The sequence below is a fragment of the Sphingopyxis sp. A083 genome, assembly GCF_001468495.1.
In the GTDB taxonomy this organism is placed as follows: Bacteria; Pseudomonadota; Alphaproteobacteria; order Sphingomonadales; family Sphingomonadaceae; genus Sphingopyxis; species Sphingopyxis terrae.
Window position 1 is genome coordinate 605,137 of record NZ_LNSK01000002.1, and the last position, 21,718, is coordinate 626,854.

The 21,718-nt window shown below is 65.0% G+C and carries 20 protein-coding genes; 7 read left to right on the forward strand and 13 right to left on the reverse strand.

The annotated features are described in order from the left end of the window. The first annotated feature begins 434 nt into the window (after window positions 1-434). Window positions 435-3,437, forward strand: a complete 3,003-nt coding sequence (locus ATE59_RS07035; RefSeq protein WP_231737201.1) for a TonB-dependent receptor domain-containing protein — start codon at window positions 435-437, stop codon at window positions 3,435-3,437. A gap of 164 nt (window positions 3,438-3,601) precedes the next feature. Here the strand turns inward: ATE59_RS07035 and alr are convergent, their stop codons facing one another. Both alr and ATE59_RS07045 read right to left on the reverse strand, forming a co-directional pair. Next, a complete protein-coding gene (gene alr, locus ATE59_RS07040; RefSeq protein WP_058811729.1) occupies window positions 3,602-4,657 on the reverse strand; it encodes an alanine racemase in 1,056 nt (351 codons plus the stop codon). A 42-nt stretch (window positions 4,658-4,699) separates the two neighbouring features. Further along, on the reverse strand, window positions 4,700-6,334 hold the full coding sequence (locus ATE59_RS07045) for an MFS transporter (protein WP_003051244.1): 1,635 nt from the start codon (window positions 6,332-6,334) through the stop codon (window positions 4,700-4,702). Between the two features lie 107 nt (window positions 6,335-6,441). Between ATE59_RS07045 and ATE59_RS07050 the strand changes: the two genes are divergently transcribed. From ATE59_RS07050 to ATE59_RS07060, 3 genes are read left to right on the forward strand one after another with little or no spacing between them, the layout of a single operon-like run. After that, window positions 6,442-7,230: a cyclase family protein gene (locus tag ATE59_RS07050; RefSeq protein ID WP_058811730.1), complete on the forward strand. Its 789-nt coding sequence runs from the start codon at window positions 6,442-6,444 to the stop codon at window positions 7,228-7,230. A gap of 31 nt (window positions 7,231-7,261) precedes the next feature. Next, a complete protein-coding gene (locus ATE59_RS07055) occupies window positions 7,262-8,104 on the forward strand; it encodes a TauD/TfdA dioxygenase family protein (RefSeq protein WP_058811732.1) in 843 nt (280 codons plus the stop codon). A 50-nt stretch (window positions 8,105-8,154) separates the two neighbouring features. Then, window positions 8,155-8,679 carry a hypothetical protein gene (locus ATE59_RS07060; protein WP_058811735.1) on the forward strand — a complete coding sequence of 175 codons (525 nt, stop codon included), beginning with the start codon at window positions 8,155-8,157 and terminating at the stop codon, window positions 8,677-8,679. Between the two features lie 13 nt (window positions 8,680-8,692). Here ATE59_RS07060 and ATE59_RS07065 read toward each other — a convergent pair whose 3' ends face one another. Then, window positions 8,693-9,361: a lysoplasmalogenase family protein gene (locus tag ATE59_RS07065; RefSeq protein ID WP_058811737.1), complete on the reverse strand. Its 669-nt coding sequence runs from the start codon at window positions 9,359-9,361 to the stop codon at window positions 8,693-8,695. 73 nt (window positions 9,362-9,434) lie between these two features. On the opposite strand from ATE59_RS07065, the gene trmFO reads away from it, so the two are divergent. Next, the gene (gene trmFO / locus ATE59_RS07070) at window positions 9,435-10,784 is read left to right on the forward strand and encodes a methylenetetrahydrofolate--tRNA-(uracil(54)-C(5))-methyltransferase (FADH(2)-oxidizing) TrmFO (protein WP_156001414.1); all 1,350 of its coding nucleotides are present in this window, start codon (window positions 9,435-9,437) and stop codon (window positions 10,782-10,784) included. A gap of 19 nt (window positions 10,785-10,803) precedes the next feature. On the opposite strand, the gene ATE59_RS07075 is transcribed toward trmFO, so the two are convergent. Continuing rightward, window positions 10,804-11,502: an aspartate/glutamate racemase family protein gene (locus ATE59_RS07075; protein ID WP_003051228.1), complete on the reverse strand. Its 699-nt coding sequence runs from the start codon at window positions 11,500-11,502 to the stop codon at window positions 10,804-10,806. 198 nt (window positions 11,503-11,700) lie between these two features. On the opposite strand from ATE59_RS07075, the gene ATE59_RS07080 reads away from it, so the two are divergent. Further along, complete coding sequence (locus ATE59_RS07080; RefSeq protein ID WP_058811738.1) at window positions 11,701-12,054, forward strand: hypothetical protein; 354 nt, start codon at window positions 11,701-11,703, stop codon at window positions 12,052-12,054. Here ATE59_RS07080 and ATE59_RS07085 read toward each other — a convergent pair. From ATE59_RS07085 to ATE59_RS07105, 5 genes are all read right to left on the reverse strand, one after another. Next, complete coding sequence (locus tag ATE59_RS07085; RefSeq protein ID WP_058811740.1) at window positions 12,026-13,498, reverse strand: NAD(P)(+) transhydrogenase (Re/Si-specific) subunit beta; 1,473 nt, start codon at window positions 13,496-13,498, stop codon at window positions 12,026-12,028. The two genes, ATE59_RS07080 and ATE59_RS07085, sit on opposite strands and share 29 nt — an antisense overlap. 113 nt (window positions 13,499-13,611) lie before the next feature. Next, a complete protein-coding gene (locus ATE59_RS07090; RefSeq protein ID WP_058811742.1) occupies window positions 13,612-13,893 on the reverse strand; it encodes a proton-translocating transhydrogenase family protein in 282 nt (93 codons plus the stop codon). 149 nt (window positions 13,894-14,042) lie between these two features. After that, the gene (locus ATE59_RS07095) at window positions 14,043-14,657 is read right to left on the reverse strand and encodes a fasciclin domain-containing protein (RefSeq protein WP_058811744.1); all 615 of its coding nucleotides are present in this window, start codon (window positions 14,655-14,657) and stop codon (window positions 14,043-14,045) included. A 125-nt stretch (window positions 14,658-14,782) separates the two neighbouring features. After that, complete coding sequence (locus ATE59_RS07100) at window positions 14,783-15,904, reverse strand: NAD(P) transhydrogenase subunit alpha (protein WP_058811746.1); 1,122 nt, start codon at window positions 15,902-15,904, stop codon at window positions 14,783-14,785. A 12-nt stretch (window positions 15,905-15,916) separates the two neighbouring features. Further along, window positions 15,917-16,039, reverse strand: coding sequence for an aa3-type cytochrome c oxidase subunit IV (locus ATE59_RS07105; RefSeq protein WP_003051210.1), 123 nt, complete (start codon window positions 16,037-16,039; stop codon window positions 15,917-15,919). A gap of 251 nt (window positions 16,040-16,290) precedes the next feature. On the opposite strand from ATE59_RS07105, the gene ATE59_RS07110 reads away from it, so the two are divergent. Continuing rightward, the gene (locus ATE59_RS07110; protein WP_058811908.1) at window positions 16,291-17,721 is read left to right on the forward strand and encodes a sigma-54-dependent transcriptional regulator; all 1,431 of its coding nucleotides are present in this window, start codon (window positions 16,291-16,293) and stop codon (window positions 17,719-17,721) included. Here ATE59_RS07110 and ATE59_RS07115 read toward each other — a convergent pair. The 4 genes from ATE59_RS07115 to ATE59_RS07130 all read right to left on the reverse strand — a co-directional run bounded on the left by ATE59_RS07115 (window position 17,718) and on the right by ATE59_RS07130 (window position 21,704). Beyond that, window positions 17,718-18,098, reverse strand: a complete 381-nt coding sequence (locus ATE59_RS07115; protein WP_058811748.1) for a baeRF12 domain-containing protein — start codon at window positions 18,096-18,098, stop codon at window positions 17,718-17,720. The two genes, ATE59_RS07110 and ATE59_RS07115, sit on opposite strands and share 4 nt — an antisense overlap. A gap of 97 nt (window positions 18,099-18,195) precedes the next feature. Beyond that, a complete protein-coding gene (folP, locus tag ATE59_RS07120) occupies window positions 18,196-19,326 on the reverse strand; it encodes a dihydropteroate synthase (RefSeq protein ID WP_058811750.1) in 1,131 nt (376 codons plus the stop codon). Window positions 19,327-19,433: 107 nt separating this feature from the next. After that, window positions 19,434-20,573, reverse strand: a complete 1,140-nt coding sequence (locus ATE59_RS07125) for a site-specific DNA-methyltransferase (protein WP_058811753.1) — start codon at window positions 20,571-20,573, stop codon at window positions 19,434-19,436. 237 nt (window positions 20,574-20,810) lie between these two features. Then, window positions 20,811-21,704 (reverse strand): oxidoreductase, encoded by an 894-nt coding sequence (locus tag ATE59_RS07130; protein WP_058811754.1) that lies wholly within the window; start codon window positions 21,702-21,704, stop codon window positions 20,811-20,813. Window positions 21,705-21,718 lie beyond the last annotated feature (14 nt).

A 21,718-nucleotide genomic window follows, 5' to 3' on the forward strand; every position in this document is an offset into this window, starting at 1 on the left:
TAAGTGCCGCGACATAAGTGCAGTCAGCGGTGATGATTCGGCTAGGCGCCGCAACGGATTCCGCCACAGCGGCGTGGACTGCTTCATTTCTCAACGGCAGATTTCGGCACGCCCCGCTGCAGTAGCGCAAGGGCGACCGCGCTACCCGCAAATGCGGTTACGCAATATAGTTTCACGAGAAACCTACATTTCGTCATCATTCTCCCTTATGACAGGCCTACGCAGACAGAAATTTCGCAAGAAGATAAGCAAATTAGTATCACGATGAAGGGCCGCCATGGCGCCACTGTTGCGCCAAAGACACAGAATCAGCCGATCGTCTTCAACCTGTAAGAAAATTGCCTTGAGGGGCTTGTGCGCGCCCGGCTTTCCGTCTTTTTAGGACGCAATCCGTTCATTTCCACATTCTTGGACGGGCAACCGGGGAGTTACCTATGAATAAGTCGCACCTGCTTATGGGTGCTGCTGCCTTTGCAGTAGCCATAGCTGTTGGTCAGCCTGTGCTGGCCCAAGAAACGCCCGCTTCGGCCGCTGATTGCGCCGATGCGAACAACGACGGTGTTTGCGATTCGGACGAATCGGCGAGTCAGGCATCGGCCATTGTCGTGACCGGCTCGCGCATCCGCCGCGACGAGTTCACCGCTGCGGAACCGATCACGGTTGTCACGTCTGAAGAAATCACGCAGGCCGGCTTCAACAGCGCCACGGACGCGCTGCAGAGCGCTTCGGTCACGCAGGGCGCAGGCCAGATCAACAACTTCTATGGCGGCTTCGTCACCGATGGCGGCACGGGCGCCAACACGCTGGGCCTTCGCGGCCTCGGCCCGAGCCGCACCCTGATCCTGCTCAACGGTCGTCGTCTGGCACCGGGCGGTACCCGCGGTTCGGTTCTCGCAGCCGACCTTAACGTCCTGCCGACCGCGATCGTCGACCGCATCGAAGTCCTGAAGGCCGGCGCATCGTCGATCTACGGCTCGGACGCCGTCGCTGGCGTCGTCAACATCATCACCGACGACAAACTTCGCGGCCTGAACATCGACGCGCAGGTCAACGTTCCCGAAGTCGGCGCAGGCGTCGATCGCCGTATCGCTGCTTCGTTCGGCCTGCAGGCCGATCGCCTGAGCATCATCGGGTCGATCGAGTATCGCAAGCGCGACCAGCTTTCGCTGCGCGACGTTTCGTGGCTGAAGTGTCCGGTCGGCGGCTATCTGACCGGCGAAGGCACGGCTTTCGGTTCGGGCGACGGCGTCGGCTTCGACGGCAGCCCCTGCTTCACGCTCGACAACGGCGGCGTGACGATCAACACGCTCGGCATCCCGACGCGGCAGGGTATCGGCCGTACGAGCGGCACTGTCGGCAACTTTAACCGCTTCGTTCCGGCCCCCGGCCAGACCACCGGCCCGTTCCCGGGTTATCTGGGCGTCGGCTATTACGACCGCGATACGTTCGATCCGGAATCGCAGCGCGAACCCCTGATCACCCAGGCGGAAATCCTTACGGGTTATCTGTCGGGGAAGTATGAGCTAGGCTTCCTCGGCAACGCCGAAGTCTATGGCGAACTGCTCGCGACGCGCCGTAAATCGGCATCGCCGCTCTATCGCCAGCTTTCGCTGGATTATGTGCGCGGCAGCCCGCTGCTTCCGGTCGATCTGCGTAACGGTGCGTTCCTGAACCCCAACTCGACGTCGGGCGGCAAGATCGTTGCGGCCCGCGCCTTCATCGGCTTCGGTCTGACCGATTCGTCGCAGCAGGTCGATTATGTTCGCGCTTCGGGCGGCATCCGCGGCGACTTCTTCCTGCCCGGATGGCGTTATGACGCTTATGCTGGCAAGTCGTGGAACGATGGCACCTACGAAATCCAGTCGTTCCTGACCGATCGCCTGGCGGCTTCGCTCGACGTCGTGGCCAATGGTGACGGAACGTTCAGCTGCGCCAGCGCGGCGATCAATCCGAACTGCGTCGCAGCGCCGGCACTTTCGGCTGATGTCATCGGCGGTAAGCTGCCGCAGGATTTCAAGGACTGGATCCTCGTCAACACGATCGGCAAGACCCAGTTCCGCGAAACGACCTTCTCGTTCAACATCGACGGTCCGGTCGCTGCGCTGCCCGGCGGCGATGCCCAGCTTGCGCTTGGCGTCGAATATCGCCGCCAGAGCATCAACGACCAGCCCGATGCCAATTCAGTCAACGGCAACCTGCTGGGTCTGACGGCGGCCACCCCGACCGTCGGCAAGGACAACGTCAAGGAAATCTATGGCGAATTGTTCCTGCCGATCCTGTCAGACGTCCCCGGCTTCTATCGCCTGAACCTGACGGGTTCGCTGCGTTACACCGACTATGCGTCTTACGGTTCGGACACGACCTACAAGATCGCGGCCGAGTGGGAGCCAATCCGTGGCGTCGGCTTCCGCGGCAGCTATGGCACGTCCTACCGTGCTCCGGCGCTTGCGGAACAGTTCCTGGGCGCGACCAGCGGCTTCCTGAGCAGCACCCTCGATCCCTGTGACGATCCGGGCACGTCGCCGACGGGCCAGATCATCGCGGCGAACTGTTTGTCGATCGGCCTTGGGCCGAGCTTCACGCAGACCAGCGGCATCACCACGTTCCGCGTTGGCGGTGCCGATGCCGGCCTGAAGGCGGAAACCTCGAAGAACTGGTCGGTTGGCGTCGTCCTCCGCCCGGTCCTGCCGGAATCGGTCGGCCAGCTTTCGCTGTCGCTCGATTACTTCGACGTGAAGGTGTCGAACGGCGTTGCTGATCTTTCGGCTTCGACGATCCTCAACCGTTGCTACTCGGATCCGAACTTCGACGGCACCTCGGGCTTCTGCCGCTTCGTCAACCGCGATGCGAACAACGCTCTTCAGGTGACCAGCAGCTACGTGAACCTGTCGGAAGACATCGTGAAGGGCTTTGAGTTCAACGGCCGTTATGCCCGCGACCTCTTCGGCGGCCGCTTCACGTTGAACGCTAACATCACGAAGTATACCGAGCAGTCGAGCCGCCTCTTCCCTGAAGAGTTCCTGACCGACAGTAACGGTACCGTCGTGAACCCGGACTGGGTTGGCAGCTTTGATGCGACCTATCGCATCAACAACATCACCTTCCGTTACGGGGTCGACTGGATCGACGGCGACCACGACAAGACGTACAAGTATTTCGCGTATGACGAAACCACCGGCATCTCCGATCCGGATCTGGTGCAGCTCTATCGCGACAACTACTATCTTGAAGCGTCGAACTACTTCCTGCACTCGGCGTCGGTTCAGTTCAACATCGCTGAGAAGTATCAGTTCACGATGGGCGTGCAGAACCTGTTCGACAAAAAGCCTCCGCAGATCAGCGCTGTCGGTTATACGACCATCGGCAACGCGCCGCTGTATTCGGGCTACGACTATCGGGGCCGCACGTTCTTCGCGAACGCGTCGTTCCAGTTCTGATCTCGTCATCCGAACAAGAGAAAGGGCCCCGGGAAACCGGGGCCCTTTTTTGTTGGGTTGCAAGCTGGTTCGGGGAGTCGATCGCAGAGAGGCCAAGCCTGTACGGCTCGCCTCGTCAGGAAAAATATCGCGCGGGGAGCGAGCGGCTTAGAGCCAAGTGTGACTCAAGCCGAATATGCCCATTCCCGCGCAAACCGCGCGCCCAACCCCGTCAGCAATTCATATTGCGTCAATCCGCTCGCAGCGGCGGTGGTCGGCAGGTCATAGTCCAGCGCCAGCCAGTCACCCTCGCCTATGCCTTCGGCGGCGCTTGCGTCGAAGGCGGTGAGATCCATCGAGACGCGGCCGATCAGCGGCAGGGCGCGGCCCTCCCATGTCGCACCGCCGGTTCCGGCGTGACAGCGCAGATAGCCATCGGCATAGCCGAGGTTCGCCACCGCCACCCGCGTGGACCGCGGGGCGGTCCAGGTGGCGCCATAGCCCACCGTTTCGCCCGCCGGGACAGTCCGCACCTGCAGCACGCGCGCTTCGGGATAGGCGACCTGCCGGATATGTCCCGTCGCCTCGCCGCGCGGCAAGCCGCCATAGAGCGCAAGCCCGGGCCGCGTCAGGTCGAAGGCATAGTCACGGCCCAGGCAAATGCCGGCACTGTTCGCGAGGCTGTAACGCTGCGCCGGAATCTGGCTGCGCACCGCGCGGAAGGCCGCAAGCTGTGCCGCATTTTGCGCGCTGTCCTCGTCCGCCGAAGCCAGATGGCTGAGCAGATTGACGATGCCGAGCCCGTCGAGGGCGCCGTTCAGCGCCTCTTCGACGCGCAGGCCGAGCCGGTTCATGCCGGTGTCGACCATCACGTCGCACGGACGACCTTCGCCCGCCGCACGCCAGCGCGCCACCTGTTCGACGCTCGCGAGCACCGGACGTGCGGGCAGCGTGCACGCAGCCACCATGTCGGTCGCGCCCGCACCGTGCAGCACCGAGAGCGACACGCCCGAAGGCAAGGGCGTCAGCGCGGCCGCTTCGGTCCAGGTCGCGACGAAGAAGTGCCGGCATCCCGCCGCCGCGAGATGGCGCACGACGGCGCCTGCGCCGAGGCCATAGCCGTCGGCCTTCACCGCCGCGCCGCACGCCGCGGGGCCGCTGCGTTCGGCCAGCCAGCGCCAGTTATGGACGAGCGCGGCGGAATCGAGACGGAGCCGGAGCGGCGAAGCAATGTCGATCATTGCGTCGCCCTAGCCGGGAACGAACCCGCCGCCAATGGCCGTTCAGGCGTCGGCGGCGCGCTTGTCCCATTCGCCGGGCACGGGCTCCTTGAGCATGAAGGCGGCGACCAGGAACGCGACGAGCACGACGCCCCATGTGTACCACAGGCCCGCATAGGCATTGCCCGTCACCGCGGCGATCAGGCTGGCGATGAACGGGAGGAAGCCCCCGAAATAGCCGGTGCCGATATGATAGGGGATCGACAGCGAGGAATAGCGTACGTGCGGCGGAAACATCTCGGCGAGCAAGGCGGCGACGGGGCCATAGGTAAAGCCCGACAGCGCGCTGAGGCCGAGCAGCGCGAGCAGGATCACCGCGAGGCTGCCCACCCCCGGTACCTGCTTGTCGAAGCCATAGCCCATCGCCTCGAGCGCTGGCCGCAGCAGCGCCGGATCTTCGCTGGCGACCTCGCGGCCGCCGATATGGATTTTCACGCTGTCCAAGCCGCTTCCCGACGGCTGCACCTTATAGGGCACGCCCAGCTTGGTGAGTTCGGCAATCGTGCGGCCGCAAGCCGTCGTCTGCTGCTTCTGTTCGAAGGGATTGTAGGAACATTGGCTGCCGGTCACGACGACCGGCGCCTTTGCCGCCGCCTCCTTGAGCGCAGGATTGGCAACTGCGCCCATCATCCAGAAGAGCGGAAAGAGGACAACGAGCGTCACCGCATAGCCCCAGACGATCGGCTTCTTGCGCCCGATCCGGTCCGACAATTTGCCCGCCCAGATGAAAAATCCCATGCCGAGCGCGGCGGCGAGGCCCACGATGACCTCGGCCGCGGTATCGTCGACCTTCATCGGGCCTTTCAGGAAAGCGAGGCCCGAGAACATCGCGGTGTACCAGATGACCGTCAACCCCGCCGCAATCCCGAACAGCGCAACGAAGATGCGCTTGGGGTTGCCGGGGTAGGTGAAGCTTTCCTTCAGCGGATTCTTGGCGATCTCCCCCTCTTCCTTCATCGCCTGAAACACCGGGCTTTCGGAGAGTTTAAGCCGCATCCACAGCGAAATCGCGAGCAGCAGCAGCGACAGCAGGAATGGCACGCGCCAGCCCCAGCTTTCCCAGACATCGGCGGGCATCGCCGCCTTGCACGACAGCACGACGATCAGGCTGAGGACAAAGCCGCCGACGACGCTCGCCTGGATGAAGCTGGTATAGAAACCGCGCCGTTCGGGCGGCGAATGTTCGGCAACATAGACCGCGGCGCCGCCATATTCGCCGCCGAGCGCCAGTCCCTGCAATATGCGCAGCAGGATGACGATGATCGGCGCCGCAATGCCGATCGTCGCGGCCGAGGGGATCATGCCGACCCCGGCGGTGGCGATCCCCATCAGGGTGACGGTGACGAGGAAGGTATATTTGCGCCCCAGCCGGTCGCCGAGAAAGCCGAACAGCACCGCGCCGAGCGGCCGGAAACCGAAGCCGACGGCAAAGCCGGCCCACACCAGCAGCACTTCCAGCGTCGCGTTGTCGCTCGGGAAAAAGGCTTTGCCGATAATCGCGGCTAGCGTGCCGTAGATGAAGAAATCATACCATTCGAAGATGGTGCCCGCCGACGAGGCGGCGATGACCATGCGAATATCCTTCGCGGTCGGTTCATAGACCGCGCCATGATCGGCGACGGCGGCTGCGTCGGTCATATACTCTCCCCTGCCCCGGTTCGGGCTTGCCACCGTTTCTAGCGGGCGCCGAACCGCGCGCAAGCCTTCGCTTGGCGCCGCCGCATATCGGTGGCAGATTGCGGGCCATGCAGTTCATCGACCTTTCGATCCCGATCACCAACGACGTCGTCTCCGACCCGCCGGTGATGCGCCCGCAAATCAGCTACATGACCCACGAGACGACGTGGGAACAGATTGCGATGTTCTTTCCGGGACTCGCCAAGGATGACCTTCCCGACGGCGAAGGCTGGGCGGTCGAAAGCCTGACGTTGAGCACGCACAACGGCACGCATATGGACGCGCCCTGGCATTTCCATTCGACCACGGATGCGGGCGCAACGCCTGCGCCCAGCATCGACGAAGCGCCGCTCGACCTCTTTTTCCGGCCCGGCGTCAAACTCGACTTTTCGGATCGTCCCGCCGGCCATGTCGTCAGCGCGGCCGAGGTGGAGGCCGGACTGGCGCGGATCGGCCACGACCTCCAGCCGTTCGACATCGTGCTCGTCCAGTCGGGCGCGATCTACGGCACCGACAATTTCACCGATCAGGGCTGCGGCATGGGGGCCGAGGCGACGCTTTATCTGACGGAACGCGGCGTGAAGGTCGTCGGCACCGACGCGTGGAGTTGGGACGCACCGTTCAGCCACACCGCGAAACGCTGGGCCGAAACGCGCGATCCGTCGATCATCTGGGAAGGCCATAAGGCGGGACGGATCAGACCTTATTACCAGATCGAGAAGCTGACGGGGCTCGCTGCGCTGCCCCCGACCGGCTGGACGCTGTCCTGCTTCCCGGTGAAGATCGAGCGCGCGAGCGCCGGCTGGATCCGCGCGGTGGCGTTGATCGATGGCGCACCGGTTTCGCACACCGATTGACGGCGGCGGGCGAACGGCGCAGCATCGCGCCATGGCTATCACGATCACCCCCAGCGGTCAGGCGTGCGGCGCCGCGATCACCGGCGTCGACCTGACGCAGCCGCTTTCGGCCGGCGACGTGGCCGACATCCGCGCGGCGTGGCTCGACCATCATGTCCTCGCCTTTCCCGGCCAGTCGCTGCTTGACGACGATCTTGAGCGGTTCACGCAATATTTCGGCGGCTTCGGCGACGATCCCTTCATCGCACCGATTGCAGGCCGCCGCCACGTCATCGCGGTCAAGCGCCGCGCCGACGAAACCGCGCCGCTATTTGCCGAAAACTGGCACAGCGACTGGAGCTTTCAGGCGCGGCCACCGGCCGGAACCTGTCTTTACGGCATCACCATCCCGCCCGTTGGCGGCAACACCGAATTTGCGAACCAGCATGCGGCGCTCGATGCGATGCCGGACGCGCTGCGCGCCCGGATCGAGGGGCGCCGCGCGATCCACAGCGCGCGCGGCGGCTATGCCCCCTCGGGCATGTATGGCGCCAACGACAAGGGCCGCAGCATGGACATCCGCCCCGGCGAAGCGGCGATGGCGACGCAGGCGCACCCGATCATCCGCCGGCACCCCGAAACGGGCCGCGAGGGCCTGTTCGGCTGCGCGGGCTATATCGTCGGGATCGAGGATATGGACGATGCCGAAGCGCTGCCGCTGATCGTCGAGTTGTTGCACTGGCAGGGGCGCGAGGAATTTCGTTACAGCCACAAATGGGACGCGGGAACGCTGCTGATGTGGGACAATCGCTCGGTCCTCCACCGCGCGACCGGCGGCTATGACGGCTATGACCGCCTGCTCCACCGCACGACGATCGCCGCGTGGGACGGCTGACGGCCGCACAAAGCGCCACCTATTTCGCACCATCTCCGGAAAGCTCTCCCATGCGTCTCCTCGCCCTTGCCCTGCTTCCCTTTGCCGCCTTGCTCACCGGAGGCGCCGCGCCGGAGCGCCCGCGCGCGCCGTTCGATGGGGCGTGGATGTCCTGCGAAACCTATCGCGGCACGCAAATCTGTTCATACAAGCTGATGCGGCAAAGTGGCGCGCGCGTGTGCGGCGTTCAGCAATATTTCGCCACCAATGCCTATTATGTGCAGCGTTTTATCGCGAAGGCCGACGGCAACAGCGCGCGTGTCGAACGCATTTGCGGCGATCCCGGCTCCGAAACGTCCAGCTATTGCACAGGACAAGCGCCTGACGATGCCGCCAGAGTCGGATGGGAAACGACCGACCATATGCTTCATGCCTGCGGCAACCGCCTGTACGAGAGCGACCTCGACCAGAGCTTCAACTGCGCGACCACGCGACGGGATACGGGCGTGCCGAAGGTTCGCTCGCTCGCCGGAAACGGCCCCGCGCCGGAGGATGCAGCCTGGATGGCGTCGTGTATCGAAGGCAACGACGATTAGCGGACGCCCGGCGCTAGGCTCGACCCCTCTCGCGGCTCAGTGTCGATACAACGCCCCAGGCGATCAGCGCTTGCCCCGCGAAATAGAGCGGCCAGACGAGCCACAGGGTGACGTCTTTCGAAAGCGCGCCGCCTTCGCCGGCAAAGATGAACAGGTCGCTCGCCAGGAACAGCATCGCGCCGATCCCGGTGCGATAGCGCGGAAAACGGCTCGTCCACGCCGAAGCTGCCATCGCGGCGACGAGCGCGGTATAGCCGACCGCCGCCGCGCCGTCGGGCGCACCGCGCGTCAGCCCCCACGCGATGACGAGCGCCGCCGGAACGGTCAGCCAGCCGAGCCAGCGCTGCGGGGCCGACAGTGCCGGGCGCCGGTTACGCCAGTAAAGGATGATCGCGGTGACATGCCCAGCCGCAAAAGCCAGCGCGCCGACGATCAGCCCCCTGGCGTCGAGCAGATAGTCGCCGAGCGCCCCGAAACCGAGCGTCAGCGCGATCAGGCGGCCATCGGTGCCGCGCGCATTCGCGGCGGCCCACAAGGCGAGCAGCGCAACCCCGCTCGTCTTCCACGCCCAGATCGCGGGGCCGTGCCAATGCTGATGAACCGCGACGAAAAAGCTGACACCGCCGACCAGCGCGAGCCACCAAAGCCACCGCGCGCGATCCCAACCCCGTTCATCGCTCATCGCCCACCCCTTTGCATCTTGCTCACAAGGCGCCTACTGCGCGGCGGATCGGGTACAAGTCAACGGATAGCGTATAGTGGCTCACGACATTCATATCATCGGCGGCGGCCTCGCAGGATCGGAGGCGGCATGGCAGCTTGCCGAGGCGGGCTACCGCGTGCGCCTCTCCGAAATGCGCGGGGGCGGCGACATGACCCCGGCGCATCAGGGCGACACGCTCGCCGAAATGGTGTGTTCGAACAGCTTTCGCAGCGATGACGGCGACAGCAACGCCGTCGGTCTGCTCCACCGCGAGATGCGCAGCCTCGGCTCGATCATCATGCGCGAAGCCGATGCCACAAAAGTTCCCGCCGGGTCGGCGCTCGCGGTCGACCGCGATCTCTTTTCGGGCGGCGTCACCAAAGCGCTTGCCGAGCATCCCAATGTCACGATCGTGCGCGAACGCGTCGACACGCTGCCGACCGAGGGCATGACGATCGTCGCGACGGGACCGCTCACCGCCGCCAGCCTCGCGGAGAGCATCGGCGTCGCAACGGGCAAGGACGCGCTTGCCTTTTTCGACGCGATCGCGCCCATCGTTTACCGCGACAGTATCGACATGGACATCGCCTGGATGGCGAGCCGCTGGGACAAGGTCGGGCCGATCGGCGACGGCAAGGATTATATCAACTGCCCGATGGACAAGGATCAATATTACGCCTTCGTCCAGGGGCTGATCGACGGCGACAAGACCGAATTCAAGGACTGGGAAAAGGACACGCCCTATTTCGAGGGCTGTATGCCCATTGAGGTGATGGCCGAACGCGGCGTCGAAACGCTGCGCTTCGGGCCGATGAAGGGCGTCGGGCTGGACAATCCGCGCACCGGGCGCTGGCCCTATGCCGTCGTCCAGCTCCGCCAGGACAATGCGCTCGGCACCTTGTGGAACATGGTCGGCTTCCAGACCAAGCTGAAGCATGGCGCGCAGGTCGAGCTGTTCCGCACCATTCCGGGGCTCGAAAAGGCCGAGTTCGCGCGGCTAGGCGGTCTTCACCGCAACAGCTTCATCCGGTCGCCCGAACTGCTCGACGGCCAGCTTCGCCTGAAATCGGCGCCGCATATCCGCTTTGCGGGTCAGATCACCGGCTGCGAAGGCTATGTCGAAAGCGCCGCGATCGGCCTTGTCGCCGCGCGTTTCGCGATCGCCGAGCTCAGCGGTCGTTCGCTACCGCCGCCGCCGCCCGAAACGGCGCTCGGCGCGCTGCTCGGCCACATCACCGGCGGCGCCGACGCTGCATCCTATCAGCCGATGAACGTCAATTTCGGGCTGTTCCCGCCGGTTGCGGAGGATGTCCGCAAGAAGGACCGCAAGCTCGCCTACACGCAGCGCGCGGGCGCGGCGCTGGCCGAGTGGATGAAAGTGGCGGACGGCGTCGCCGCGTAACCGCGCGCGCCCCCCGCGATCAGGGCGCGTCGCCCAATATCCAGTCGATACCTGCGGCGACATGGATGCGCGCCGTATCATACACCGGCAGCACGTTTGCGTCGGGATCGACAAGCATCACCAGTTCGGTGCAGGCCAGAACAAGCGCCTGAATATCCTGCTTGGCGATGTCGGTGATGAAGGTGCGCATCGTCCGGCGCGAATCCTCAGTCACCTTGCCCTGCATCAACTCGTCATAGATGATGCGGTCGATCTCCTCGGCGCGGCTCGCGTCATAGGGGGCGAGCGTCAGGCCGTGGCGCACGAGCCGCTGGCGGAACCAGGGTTCGGTCATGACGTTGCGGGTGCCGATCACTGCCGCCGCCTTCACGCCGTCGGCGCGCATCTTTTCGCCCGTTTCGTCGACGATATGGAGCAGCGGGATCGAAATCGCCGCGGCGACGTCGTCCGCCACCTTGTGCATCGAATTGGCCGCGATCATCAGCGCCGTCGCCCCCGCCGCCTCGAGCCGCCGCGCCGATGCGATCAGCACCTCCTTCGCGTGATCCCATTGCTCAGGTGTCGAGAGCCGCGACAGATCGCAATAATTCAGGCTTTCCATCAGGATCGGCGCCGAACAGCCGGTGCCGACCCGCTTTTGCAGCCCCTTGTTGAGGTGCCGATAATAAAGCTCGGTCGATGCCCAGCTCATTCCTCCGATCAAACCGATTTTGCGCATGGATGACGTCTATCCCTTCATCGTCACCCCGGCGAAGGCCGGGGTCTCGCCGTCCATTTCCGACGCGAGGTTGAGATCCCGGCCTTCGCCGGGATGACGATTCGGGTCAATGCCCCTCAGTCTGGAGGCGGCGGGCCCGTCGCGGCACCGCATCCGCTTTTCTTTGACGCGGCTCGCCGCGCGCGGCAGACCGGGACAATGGACGCGATCCGGCACTATTTTCTGGCCCAGCTCGCCGAGCAGGAAGCCGAAGCGGCCCGGCACCTTGGCGACGGCTATTGGACCGACAGCCGCACCGGGCGCAACGTCGGGCTGGACGAGTTGCAGGCAATCGGCGCGATGAAAACCATCGCGCTCGACCCGCGCCCCGGCGAGGAAGATGCGCACATCTATCTGAGCCGCCTGCTCGCCGATCTCGACGATGTCGCGAGCCGCTTTCGCGCGGCCGCGCCCGATCCCGACGGTTATGGTATCGCGACGATCGGCACCGTCGCGCGCCGGCTTGCCGCGTTCGACTCGGACCCTAGTGTCCGCTTCCGCTCAGCGCCTTGACGATGTCGTCAGCCATCTTCTTGGCATCGCCGAGCAGCATCATCGTCTGGTCCATGTAGAAGACGTCGTTATCGACGCCAGCATAGCCGACGCCGCCCATCGAGCGCTTCACGAACAGCACGGTCTTTGCCTTTTCGACGTCGAGCACCGGCATGCCATAGATCGGCGACGACTTGTCGGTCTTGGCGGCCGGGTTGGTCACGTCATTGGCGCCAATCACAAAGGCGACGTCGCATTGCGCGAATTCGCCGTTGATGTCCTCAAGCTCGAACACTTCGTCATAGGGAACATTCGCTTCGGCGAGCAGCACGTTCATATGGCCGGGCATGCGGCCCGCGACCGGATGGATCGCATATTTGACGTTCACGCCCTCTTTCTTGAGCATGTCCGACATTTCGCGCAGCGCGTGCTGCGCCTGTGCCACCGCCATGCCGTAGCCGGGAACGATGATGACATTTTCCGCCTGGCTCATCAGGAAGGCCGCGTCTTCGGCGCTGCCAGGCTTCCACGGGCGCTGTTCCTTCGAGCCGCCCGCACCGCCGCCCGAATCGTCGGCGCCGAAGCCGCCGGCGATGACGCTGATGAAGCTGCGGTTCATCGCGCGGCACATGATGTAGGAAAGGATCGCGCCCGACGAACCGACGAGCGCGCCGGTGATGATCATCGCGGTGTTGCCGAGCGTGAAGCCCATCGCCGCCGCGGCCCAGCCCGAATAGCTGTTGAGCATAGACACGACGACCGGCATGTCGGCGCCGCCGATCGGGATGATCAGCAGGAAGCCGATCAGGAAGCTCAATGCGGTGATCGTCCAGAAAACCCACGGCGACTGGTCGGTCAGGAAATAGGCGACCAGGCCGATGATCGCGGCGAGCGTGCCGAGGTTGATGACGTGCCGCGCGGGCAGCATGATCGGGGCGCCCGACATATTGCCGTTGAGCTTCAGAAAGGCGATGACCGAGCCCGAAAAGGTGATCGCGCCGATGGCGATGCCGAGCCCCATTTCGATCCGGCTGACCGCAAAAATCTGCCCCATCTCGTCGGCGATATGAAAGGCGCCGGGATTGAGGTAGGCCGCCGCCGCCACCGCAACCGCCGCAAGGCCGACGAGGCTGTGAAACGCCGCGACGAGCTGCGGCATCGCGGTCATCGCGATCCGGCGTGCCATGACGATACCGATGATGGCGCCGATCGCGATCGCGCCCAATATCTCCGCCATCGCCGTGAGGTCGATGCCGACGTAGCTGTTCGCGGCGTCGCCGCTTTTCCACGGCGCGTGGGTGATCAGCGTCGTGACCACCGCGATCGTCATGCCGATCATGCCGAAGCGGTTGCCGCGCCGTGACGATGCCGGGCTCGAAAGGCCGCGCAGCGCGAGGATGAACAGGATGCCCGAGGCGAGATAGGCCAGCGCCACCCAGGGATTGATCGGTGCTACTTCGTGCATGGTAAGACTTGTCCCCCTGCCGTCATCCCGGCGAAAGCCGGGATCTCATCCTTGCGTCAGGCTTTGACGTGGAGACCCCGGCGTTCGCCGGGGTGACGATTGATTTCCGACGGTTAACGCTCTTTTTTCTTGTACATTGCGAGCATGCGCTCGGTGACCGCAAAGCCGCCGAAAATATTGATGCTCGCCATCACGACCGCGGCAAGGCCGAGCCATTTCGAGCTTGCCGAGCCCGCCGCCGCGCTGGCGATCAGCGCGCCGACGATGATGACCGACGAAATCGCGTTGGTCACGCTCATCAGCGGCGTGTGCAGCGCCGGCGTCACCGACCAGACGACGAAATAGCCGACGAAACAGGCCAGGACGAAAATCGAAAAGATGGAAATGAAATCCACGGCGCGCTCCCCTGCTGATTCCGCGTCGGCACCTCTTGCCGTGGGAGCGCAGGCCTGTCGACTCCAAAGCTGTCAAAAAGTCACGCCCGCGCATCTCCGGGCAGGAAATGGCGGGCGGTTTGAGAAATATAATTACGTGTCAGGACAATTTACATCTTGGGGAGCAGCACCGCGTCGACGACATGGACGATACCGTTCGCCTGTCCCACGTCCGCCTGCGTCACCGCAGCCTTGTTGCCGCTCGCACTCGTCAGGATGATCGCATCGCCCGATTTGGTCGCGGTCAGATCCTGGCCATCGAGCGTCTTGAGCACCGCCTTGCCGCCGCCCGCATCGATCTTCGCCGCCAGATCGGCGGCGGTCAGCCTGCCCGGCACGACATGATATTTGAGCACGCCGGCCAGCACCACCTTCTGCGCGGGACGCGCCCAGCCGTCGCGCGTGACCGCCGGAACCTGCGCAAAGGCGGCGTCATTGGGCGCAAACAGCGTGAAAGGCCCCGGCCCCGACAGCGTATCGGCCAGCCCGGCCTGATTCACCGCGGCGGTCAGCTGGCTCAATATCGGCGAGGCAGCCGCATTGGCGAGGATCGTCTTGTCAGGCGCCATCGCCGCCCCGCCGACCTGCGGATTGGCGCTCGCGGTGACGACATCGTTCATCGCGCCGCTTTCTGTTTCGGCCTTGGGCGGCTCGGGCGTCTTGTTGCAGCCGCCGAGCGCCAACGCCGCCACCATGGCACTCATGAACAAGCCGGATTTCGTCACCTCTGATCTCCTTGCTGAAACGGCCCGAACGGCCCCGTGCCACATCGCGCGGCACCCCGATTCGCAACGCCATTGGCGCGCGAAAGTTTCAGAAGAAAGTCAGCCGCACACGTCCAGCGGAACGCCTACCCCAACAGCCGCTCGTTCACGACCTTGCCGCCCTGCGTCAGCCGCACGGCATTGCCGATTTCCTCGTCGAGCACGGGCTTGCCCGCTTCCTTGTCCCAGAAAGCCGACAGGAAATTGAACAGGTTGCGGCTGAACAGCGCGCTGGTGTCGGCGGGCATCAGTGCCGCGATATTCTTTGCGCCGATCACGGTGACGCCGTGGATCTGCTTCGTTTCGCCGGCCACCGAGCCTTCGACATTGCCGCCGCTTTCGGCCGCCATGTCGACGATCACGCTGCCCGTGCGCATCGTCGCGAGCTGCGCGTCCGAAATCAGCCGCGGCGCGGGGCGCCCCGGGATCAGCGCGGTGGTGATGACGATATCCTGCTTGGCGATATGCCCCGACACCAGCTCAGCCTGGGCTTTCTGATATTCGTCGGACATTTCGGTGGCATAGCCGCCCGCACCTTCGCCCTCGATCCCCGCGACGCTTTCGACGAAGATCGGCTTCGCGCCGAGGCTGAGAATCTGTTCCTTGGTCGCCGACCGCACGTCGGTCGCGCTGACCTGTGCCCCCAGGCGCCGCGCGGTCGCGATCGCCTGGAGCCCGGCGACGCCGACGCCCATGATGAACGCCTTGGCCGCGCTGACGGTGCCAGCAGCGGTCATCATCATCGGAAAGGCGCGGCCATAGGCGTTTGCCGCCATCAGCACCGCCTTGTAACCCGCGAGATTCGCTTGGCTGGACAGGATATCCATCGACTGCGCGCGCGTGATACGCGGCATGAATTCCATCGCCAGCGCCTCGATGCCAAGCTTGGCATAGTCGTCGACCCGCGCCCGCTCGCCAAACGGGTTGAGCCCCGCCGCCAGCCACGCCCCGTCGGCAAAGCCCGACAGGCTCTTGGGATCGGGGCCCTGAATGCCGAGGATGATGTTCGCACCCTTCAGCACATCGGCGCGGCTGCTAACGCTCGCCCCTGCAGCGGTGTAATCGGCGTCGGCGATCGAAGCCGTAACCCCCGCGCCACTTTCGACGGCAACTTCAGCGCCCAGGCCGATGAATTTCTTCACCGTTTCCGGGGTCGCAGCGACACGGGTCTCGCCCGCGGCGAGTTCCTTCAGCACGGCGATGCGCATGACCGGCGCCGCTTAGGAAGAGATCAGAAGGACGACGACCACGGCGACGATCACGGTTGCGATCGTGCCGACCTTCAAAAGGCCCAGAAAGCCTTCATAGGTCTGGTTCGCCGTTTTCATATCCTGTTCCGCCATGGCCATTCCCCTTTGCCTTGTATCCGCTTGTTTCCTGCCCGCCGGCGCTGCGCCGGGCGCCCGCCAGAATCGGATATCGCGCCGGTCTTAGCCATGCGCCCCCTGATGCTCAATAGCGGGTTTTGCGCCGCGGCGCATAGCGGGCAAAAGCCTGGTGGCCTTAATCCGGCCTTTACCCATCCCGGTTACACATGGCGGCTACCGCGGACACCGGCACCCTGCGTGCCGACAAAAGGGGCAATTGGGAAGCGATGGCGAACGCGCGCGACACGCGAATGGTGATGATCGTCGACAGCGAACCGGCGCAGCAGCGATTCCTTTCGGCGCTGGTGTCGCGGGGCGGCTGGCGCAGCGTCGTCGCCGCCGACACCGACACCGCGCTCGCGAAGCTCGGCACCCAGGAAGGCATGGCGCTCGACGCCGTGCTCGTCGATCAGGGCGCGCCGGGTGTGCCGATCCCCGAATTCATCGCCGAACTGCGCCGCTGGCGCCCGGCGCTGCCGCTTATCGTCATCACCATGCGCAACGGCGTCGAAGTCGCGGTTGCCGCGATGCGCGCAGGCGCGAGCGATTTCGTGCAAAAGCCCATCGCGCCCGACCGGCTGCTCGGCGCGCTCGACCGCATCGTCTCGCAGACCGGCCCGCAGGGCGAATTGCGCCCGCTCACCGAAAAGCTGCGCGCGCCGCTCGCCTTCGAAGAAATCATCGGTTCGTCGCCCAATTTCCGTAGCGCGCTGGCGATCGCCGCCAAGGCCGCGCGCGCCCGCGTGCCGGTAATGATCAACGGCAAGCCGGGCACCGGCAAGGAAGTCTTTGCCCGCGCGATCCACAGCGCCAGTCCGCGTGCGCGCGGCCCGCTGGTGATGGTCGATTGTTCGGCGGTATCGCCGGGGCTTATCGGATCGGGGCTGTTCGGCCACGAACGCGGCGCCTTTCCCGGCGCCTTCGACCGGCAGGTCGGCCGGCTGGTGCAGGCCGACGGCGGCAGCATCATCATCGACCATGTCGAATGTATCCCGCTCGACACACAGGCAAAACTCGTCGAATTTCTGAACAGTGGCGAAGTGCAGATGATCGGCGGCTCGATCCGCCAGACCGTCGACGTCCGCATCATCGCAACGAGCGCAAGCCCGCTCGACAAGCTGATCGAGGCGGGACATTTCCGCGAAGACCTGTTCTACGCGCTTTCAACCGCGCAATTCACCCTGCCCTCGCTTTCCGAACGGCGCGGCGATGTCGGGCCGCTCGCCCGCCATCTGCTCACGCGCATCGGCGGCCTGCCCGGCATGGGCCCGATCGGCATCACCGACGATGCGCTACGCCTGCTCGCCGCCTATGCCTGGCCGGGCAATGTCCGTCAGTTGCAGGACGTGCTCTTCCGCGCGGCGGTCGAAAGTAAGACCGACGTGCTGACGAGTGCCGACTTCAAGGCGATCGAAGCCGCCCTCGGCGGCAGCGTGAGCGGAGACGCCAATGTCGCGATCAACGGCGAGGCGATCGGCATCACCCTCTACCTCCCCGACGGCAATCTTCGTCCGCTCGAGGATATCGAAGCCGATGTCATCCGCCTCGCCATCGGCCATTACCGCGGCCGCATGAGCGAAGTCGCCCGCCGGCTCGGGATCGGGCGCTCGACGCTGTATCGCAAGCTCAGCGATCTGGGGATCGACACCGCGGCCTAAGCCGCGCCGATCGCCTGCTCGATCTGCGCCGTGTCGGCGTTGGTCAGCGTCTTGGCGAGTTCGCCGACCAGCCGCTTTTCCAGTTCGCGATGATAATGACCGCGCATCACGCCGAGCGTGTGCGGATCGGCTATCACGAGCAGTTTTTCGATTTCGTTGTCGAGGATGCGCTTGTTGAGAAGCGCCGCGACGCCCGCGGCGTGTCCCCGCTCGTCAAGGTCGCGGGGTTCGGGCTTCGCGCCGCCGCGGTTTCCGGCGTCGACCTCCGGGCTGGCCGCATCGACAAGGTTGATAAGGTCGGCATCGCCATCGTTGCGAAACAGAACGAAGCGGTTGCCGTCGGCAACGGCGACATGGGCGCCATGGGGAAGTTGCATGGAAGTCTCCTTCGGAGCCCGCAATCGGAGCGGGCCTTCAAGAAGGGGACGCATGACAGTGCTGCAGGGTTTCCTCTCCCGCGACCGATGGAGGAACTCAGGCGGTCAGCGCCGCATCCCGCAGCCCGCGCCACACCCGCAGCGCCTGCCGGTTTTCGGCCACATCATGCACCCGCAGCAGTTGTGCGCCCTGCGTCGCAGCCTGATAATGAAGCGCGACCGTGCCGCCAAGGCGCTGGTCTGCAGAGGCTTCGTTGTCCAGTGCCCCGATCAGGCGCTTGCGGCTCGCCCCGAAGAGCAGCGGGCAGCCCAGGGTGTGGAAGAGCGCAAGGCCATTGATCAGCGCCAGATTGTCGGCGACCCCCTTGCCGAAGCCGATGCCCGGATCGACGATGATCTTTGCGGGGTCGATGCCCGCCGCGATGCAGTCCGCGACACGCTCGGCGAGCATGTCGTAAACATCGAACAGGACATGCGCGTAGGTGCCGCCTTCGTGCGGATCGCTCTTTGCCGATGGCGCGTGCATCAGCACGATGGCGCAGCCGGCGCGCGCCACGACCTCCATCGCACGGTCGTCGTAGCGCAGCGCCGAAATATCGTTGACGATCGTCGCCCCGGCGGCGAGCGCCGCCTCCATGACCGCCGCCTTGCGCGTGTCGATCGACACCGCGGTTCCCCCGCGCGCAAGCGCCGCGACGACATTTTCGACGCGCTTGACCTCATCGCCTTCCCAGACCAGCGGCGCGCCAGGCCGGGTCGATTCCCCCCCGACATCGACGATCGCCGCCCCTGCCGAGGCCATGGCGAAGCCGGCCTCGATCGCCGCTGCCTCGTCGACCGTCTTGCCGCCGTCGGAAAAGCTGTCGGGCGTGACGTTGAGGATGCCCATGATCTGCGGCTCGCCGAGCCTTACCGTGCGCGCGCCCAGCGTGAGCGCGCCGCGCGGTCGTTGGGTCGCGGCCCGCTGCGCGCGCGCTGCCTCGGCGAGCCGGCTGGGCATCGCGGCAATCCAGTCGTCGAGTTCGGCCACCGGCACCACCGCCGAGCGGATTATGTCATTGTCGCGCAGGCTGACATGCCAGGCGGCGAACCAGATCATCGCGTCGGCGAGGCGCAGGCAATGGTCGTCGAGTTCGTGCGGACGATCGACGAAGCAGGTCGGGCGGAGGTAGACGCGCGCATCCTCCCATGTCGTACCGAAGTCCGGCTTGGTGAGTGGAACGAACATGCAATCCCTTTCCCGTCGCCCCCGCGGAGGCGGGGCCGTAGTCGGCTTGTCGCGGCGCGGCAAGGAGATCTGGCCAACGGCCCCCGCGTTCGCGGGGACGACCAGGCTTATGCCTCGTTCGCGAGCAACCAGTCCTGCCGCACCGTGTCGATCACGCGCAATTCCTTGCCCGTATCGACGTGCCAAAATGTCCAGCCGTTGCAGCTCGGCGCGCCCTGCACGCCCGCGCCGACCTTGTGGATCGACCCCGCGGGTTGCCCCTCGCATTCCAGACTGCCGTCGACACGCACCACCGCCTTCCAGCGGCGCTTCGTATCGGTGAGCGTCGTTCCCGGTGCAATCATGCCGCATTCGACCAGCGTGCCGAAGGCGACGCGCGTTGCGGCCTTGGGCGCCATCATCGTCCGCACCGTGCTTTCGTCGAGCGGCAGCGCCATTTCGATGCGCTCCTTTGCCGCTTCGATATAGCCGTCCTCGCGTTCGATGCCGATGAAGCGGCGGCCAAGGCGCTTGGCGACCGCGCCGGTGGTTCCGGTGCCGAAGAACGGGTCGAGGATCACGTCGCCGGGGTTCGAGCAGGCGAGCAGGATGCGATACAACAGCGCCTCGGGCTTCTGCGTCGGGTGCACTTTCGTGCCGCCCTTCTTGAGCCGTTCCTGACCGCCGCAGATGGGGATCAGCCAGTCGGAGCGCATCTGAAGTTCGTCGTTGAGCGTCTTCATCGCGCGATAATTGAAGGTGTAGCGCGACTTTTCGCCCATCGAGGCCCAGATCAGCGTCTCGTGCGCATTGGTAAAGCGCGTGCCCTTGAAATTGGGCATCGGGTTCGCCTTGCGCCACACGATATCGTTCAGGATCCAATAGCCATTGTCCTGAAGCGCGGTGCCGACGCGGAAGATGTTGTGATAGCTGCCGATCACCCAGATGCTGCCATTGGGTTTCAGGATGCGCTTCGCTTCCTTGAGCCACGCATGGGTGAAACGGTCATAAGCCGCGAGACTGTCGAACTTGTCCCAATCATCGTCGACGGCGTCGACCTGGCTGCCGTCGGGACGATGCAGATCGCCGCCGAGCTGGAGGTTATAGGGCGGGTCGGCGAAGATCATGTCGACCGATGCCGCCGGCAGGCTGCGCATCATGGCGATGCAGTCGCCTTGCAGGATGCTGTCCAGCGGCAGATCGAGCGGGGCCGCTTTCGGCGTCCGCTGTTTTGCGGCCGGCGCCTTGACCCGTTCCATAACACCCATGTTTCGCCCCTGTCCTTGTCCGAAAGAAGCCCCTGATGAGTCCGGCGGAGTCCGCCGTCAAGCGCAGGATTCTAGGGATTCCGCCTCTCGAAATGGTTAATGCGTCGAGAACGAAAGGAGTCTGCCACGACATATGGAGTCTCGCGCGACTCGGGGACTCAACCACTGGTGGTGTGGCCGTCAGGACTCAGCGGCGAATTTTTTTCGATTTGGCGCCCAACCAAGTGCCATTCGGGTTCAAATTCCCGGATCGACCCCGGTGAGGTCGACCGAACGCTCCCACAATTCGCGCCCCAGCTTCGGGTCGCGCGCCGCCTTGGTCGCGCGCGCGGGTCCCGACGCGCCGCTGATCTCGCCCAGCCCCTGCGGTCCCAGATAGTCGCCGCCCTGCACATGGGCGCCCGTTGCCGCCTGCAAGGTCGGCCAGGCGCCCTGCGCCGCGCTGTTGAAAAACGGCGTGGCCAGCGGCGTCATCGACCGCAGCGGCCACGGCAGATGGCGTGTCAGCTCGGTGAGCGCGACACCCGGATGCGCGCCGATCGCCTGTGTCGCCCGCCCCGCCGCGCCCAGCCGGCGATCGAGCTCGAACATATAGGACAGATTGGCGAGCTTGCTCGCCTGATAGCGCGACCAGCCATGATAGCCGCGCCGGGCATCGAGATCGCTGAAGTCGATCGTGCCGCTCTTGTGCGCCAGGCTGGCGGTGACGACGATCCGGTCGTCGACATGACCATGTATCAAGCCGGTAAAGGCAAAAGTACCGAGGTGATTGACCCCGAACTGCAATTCGAAGCCCTGCGCGGTCAGCGACCGCGGCGGGATCATTACGCCCGCATTGTTGACGAGGACGTCGATGCGCGGTCCGGCGCGTACCGCGGCCGCCGCCTCGCGAACCTGATCGAGATCGGCGAGATCGAGCCGCACGAAGGACAGGTCGGCGCCGGGAACATCGTCCGCGATGCGCGTCATTGCCGCCTCGGCGCGCGCTGCGTCGCGGCAGGCAAGCACCACCGCCGCTCCGCGCGCCGCCAGGATGCGCGCGACTTCGAAACCGATGCCGGCATTGGCGCCGGTGACGAGGAAGCGGCGACCGGTCTGCGCGGATACATGCTCTGCCGTAAATCCGCTCATCGCCCTCTCCCGTC

Excerpts from the sequence above, each read along its gene's own strand:
- folP (WP_058811750.1), bottom strand. The coding sequence starts at position 19,326 with ATGTTCGTTCCACTCACCAAGCCGGACTTCGGTACGACATGGGAGGAT.
- ATE59_RS07045 (WP_003051244.1), bottom strand. The coding sequence starts at position 6,334 with ATGACCGACGCAGCCGCCGTCGCCGATCATGGCGCGGTCTATGAACCG.
- ATE59_RS07055 (WP_058811732.1), top strand. The coding sequence starts at position 7,262 with ATGGCTATCACGATCACCCCCAGCGGTCAGGCGTGCGGCGCCGCGATC.
- ATE59_RS07100 (WP_058811746.1), bottom strand. The coding sequence starts at position 15,904 with ATGCGCATCGCCGTGCTGAAGGAACTCGCCGCGGGCGAGACCCGTGTC.
- ATE59_RS07130 (WP_058811754.1), bottom strand. The coding sequence starts at position 21,704 with ATGAGCGGATTTACGGCAGAGCATGTATCCGCGCAGACCGGTCGCCGC.
- ATE59_RS07050 (WP_058811730.1), top strand. The coding sequence starts at position 6,442 with ATGCAGTTCATCGACCTTTCGATCCCGATCACCAACGACGTCGTCTCC.
- ATE59_RS07085 (WP_058811740.1), bottom strand. The coding sequence starts at position 13,498 with ATGCACGAAGTAGCACCGATCAATCCCTGGGTGGCGCTGGCCTATCTC.
- ATE59_RS07060 (WP_058811735.1), top strand. The coding sequence starts at position 8,155 with ATGCGTCTCCTCGCCCTTGCCCTGCTTCCCTTTGCCGCCTTGCTCACC.
- ATE59_RS07125 (WP_058811753.1), bottom strand. The coding sequence starts at position 20,573 with ATGGGTGTTATGGAACGGGTCAAGGCGCCGGCCGCAAAACAGCGGACG.
- ATE59_RS07035 (WP_231737201.1), top strand. The coding sequence starts at position 435 with ATGAATAAGTCGCACCTGCTTATGGGTGCTGCTGCCTTTGCAGTAGCC.
- ATE59_RS07110 (WP_058811908.1), top strand. The coding sequence starts at position 16,291 with ATGGCGAACGCGCGCGACACGCGAATGGTGATGATCGTCGACAGCGAA.
- ATE59_RS07065 (WP_058811737.1), bottom strand. The coding sequence starts at position 9,361 with ATGAGCGATGAACGGGGTTGGGATCGCGCGCGGTGGCTTTGGTGGCTC.
- alr (WP_058811729.1), bottom strand. The coding sequence starts at position 4,657 with ATGATCGACATTGCTTCGCCGCTCCGGCTCCGTCTCGATTCCGCCGCG.
- ATE59_RS07115 (WP_058811748.1), bottom strand. The coding sequence starts at position 18,098 with ATGCAACTTCCCCATGGCGCCCATGTCGCCGTTGCCGACGGCAACCGC.
- ATE59_RS07075 (WP_003051228.1), bottom strand. The coding sequence starts at position 11,502 with ATGCGCAAAATCGGTTTGATCGGAGGAATGAGCTGGGCATCGACCGAG.
- ATE59_RS07105 (WP_003051210.1), bottom strand. The coding sequence starts at position 16,039 with ATGGCGGAACAGGATATGAAAACGGCGAACCAGACCTATGAAGGCTTT.
- ATE59_RS07080 (WP_058811738.1), top strand. The coding sequence starts at position 11,701 with ATGGACGCGATCCGGCACTATTTTCTGGCCCAGCTCGCCGAGCAGGAA.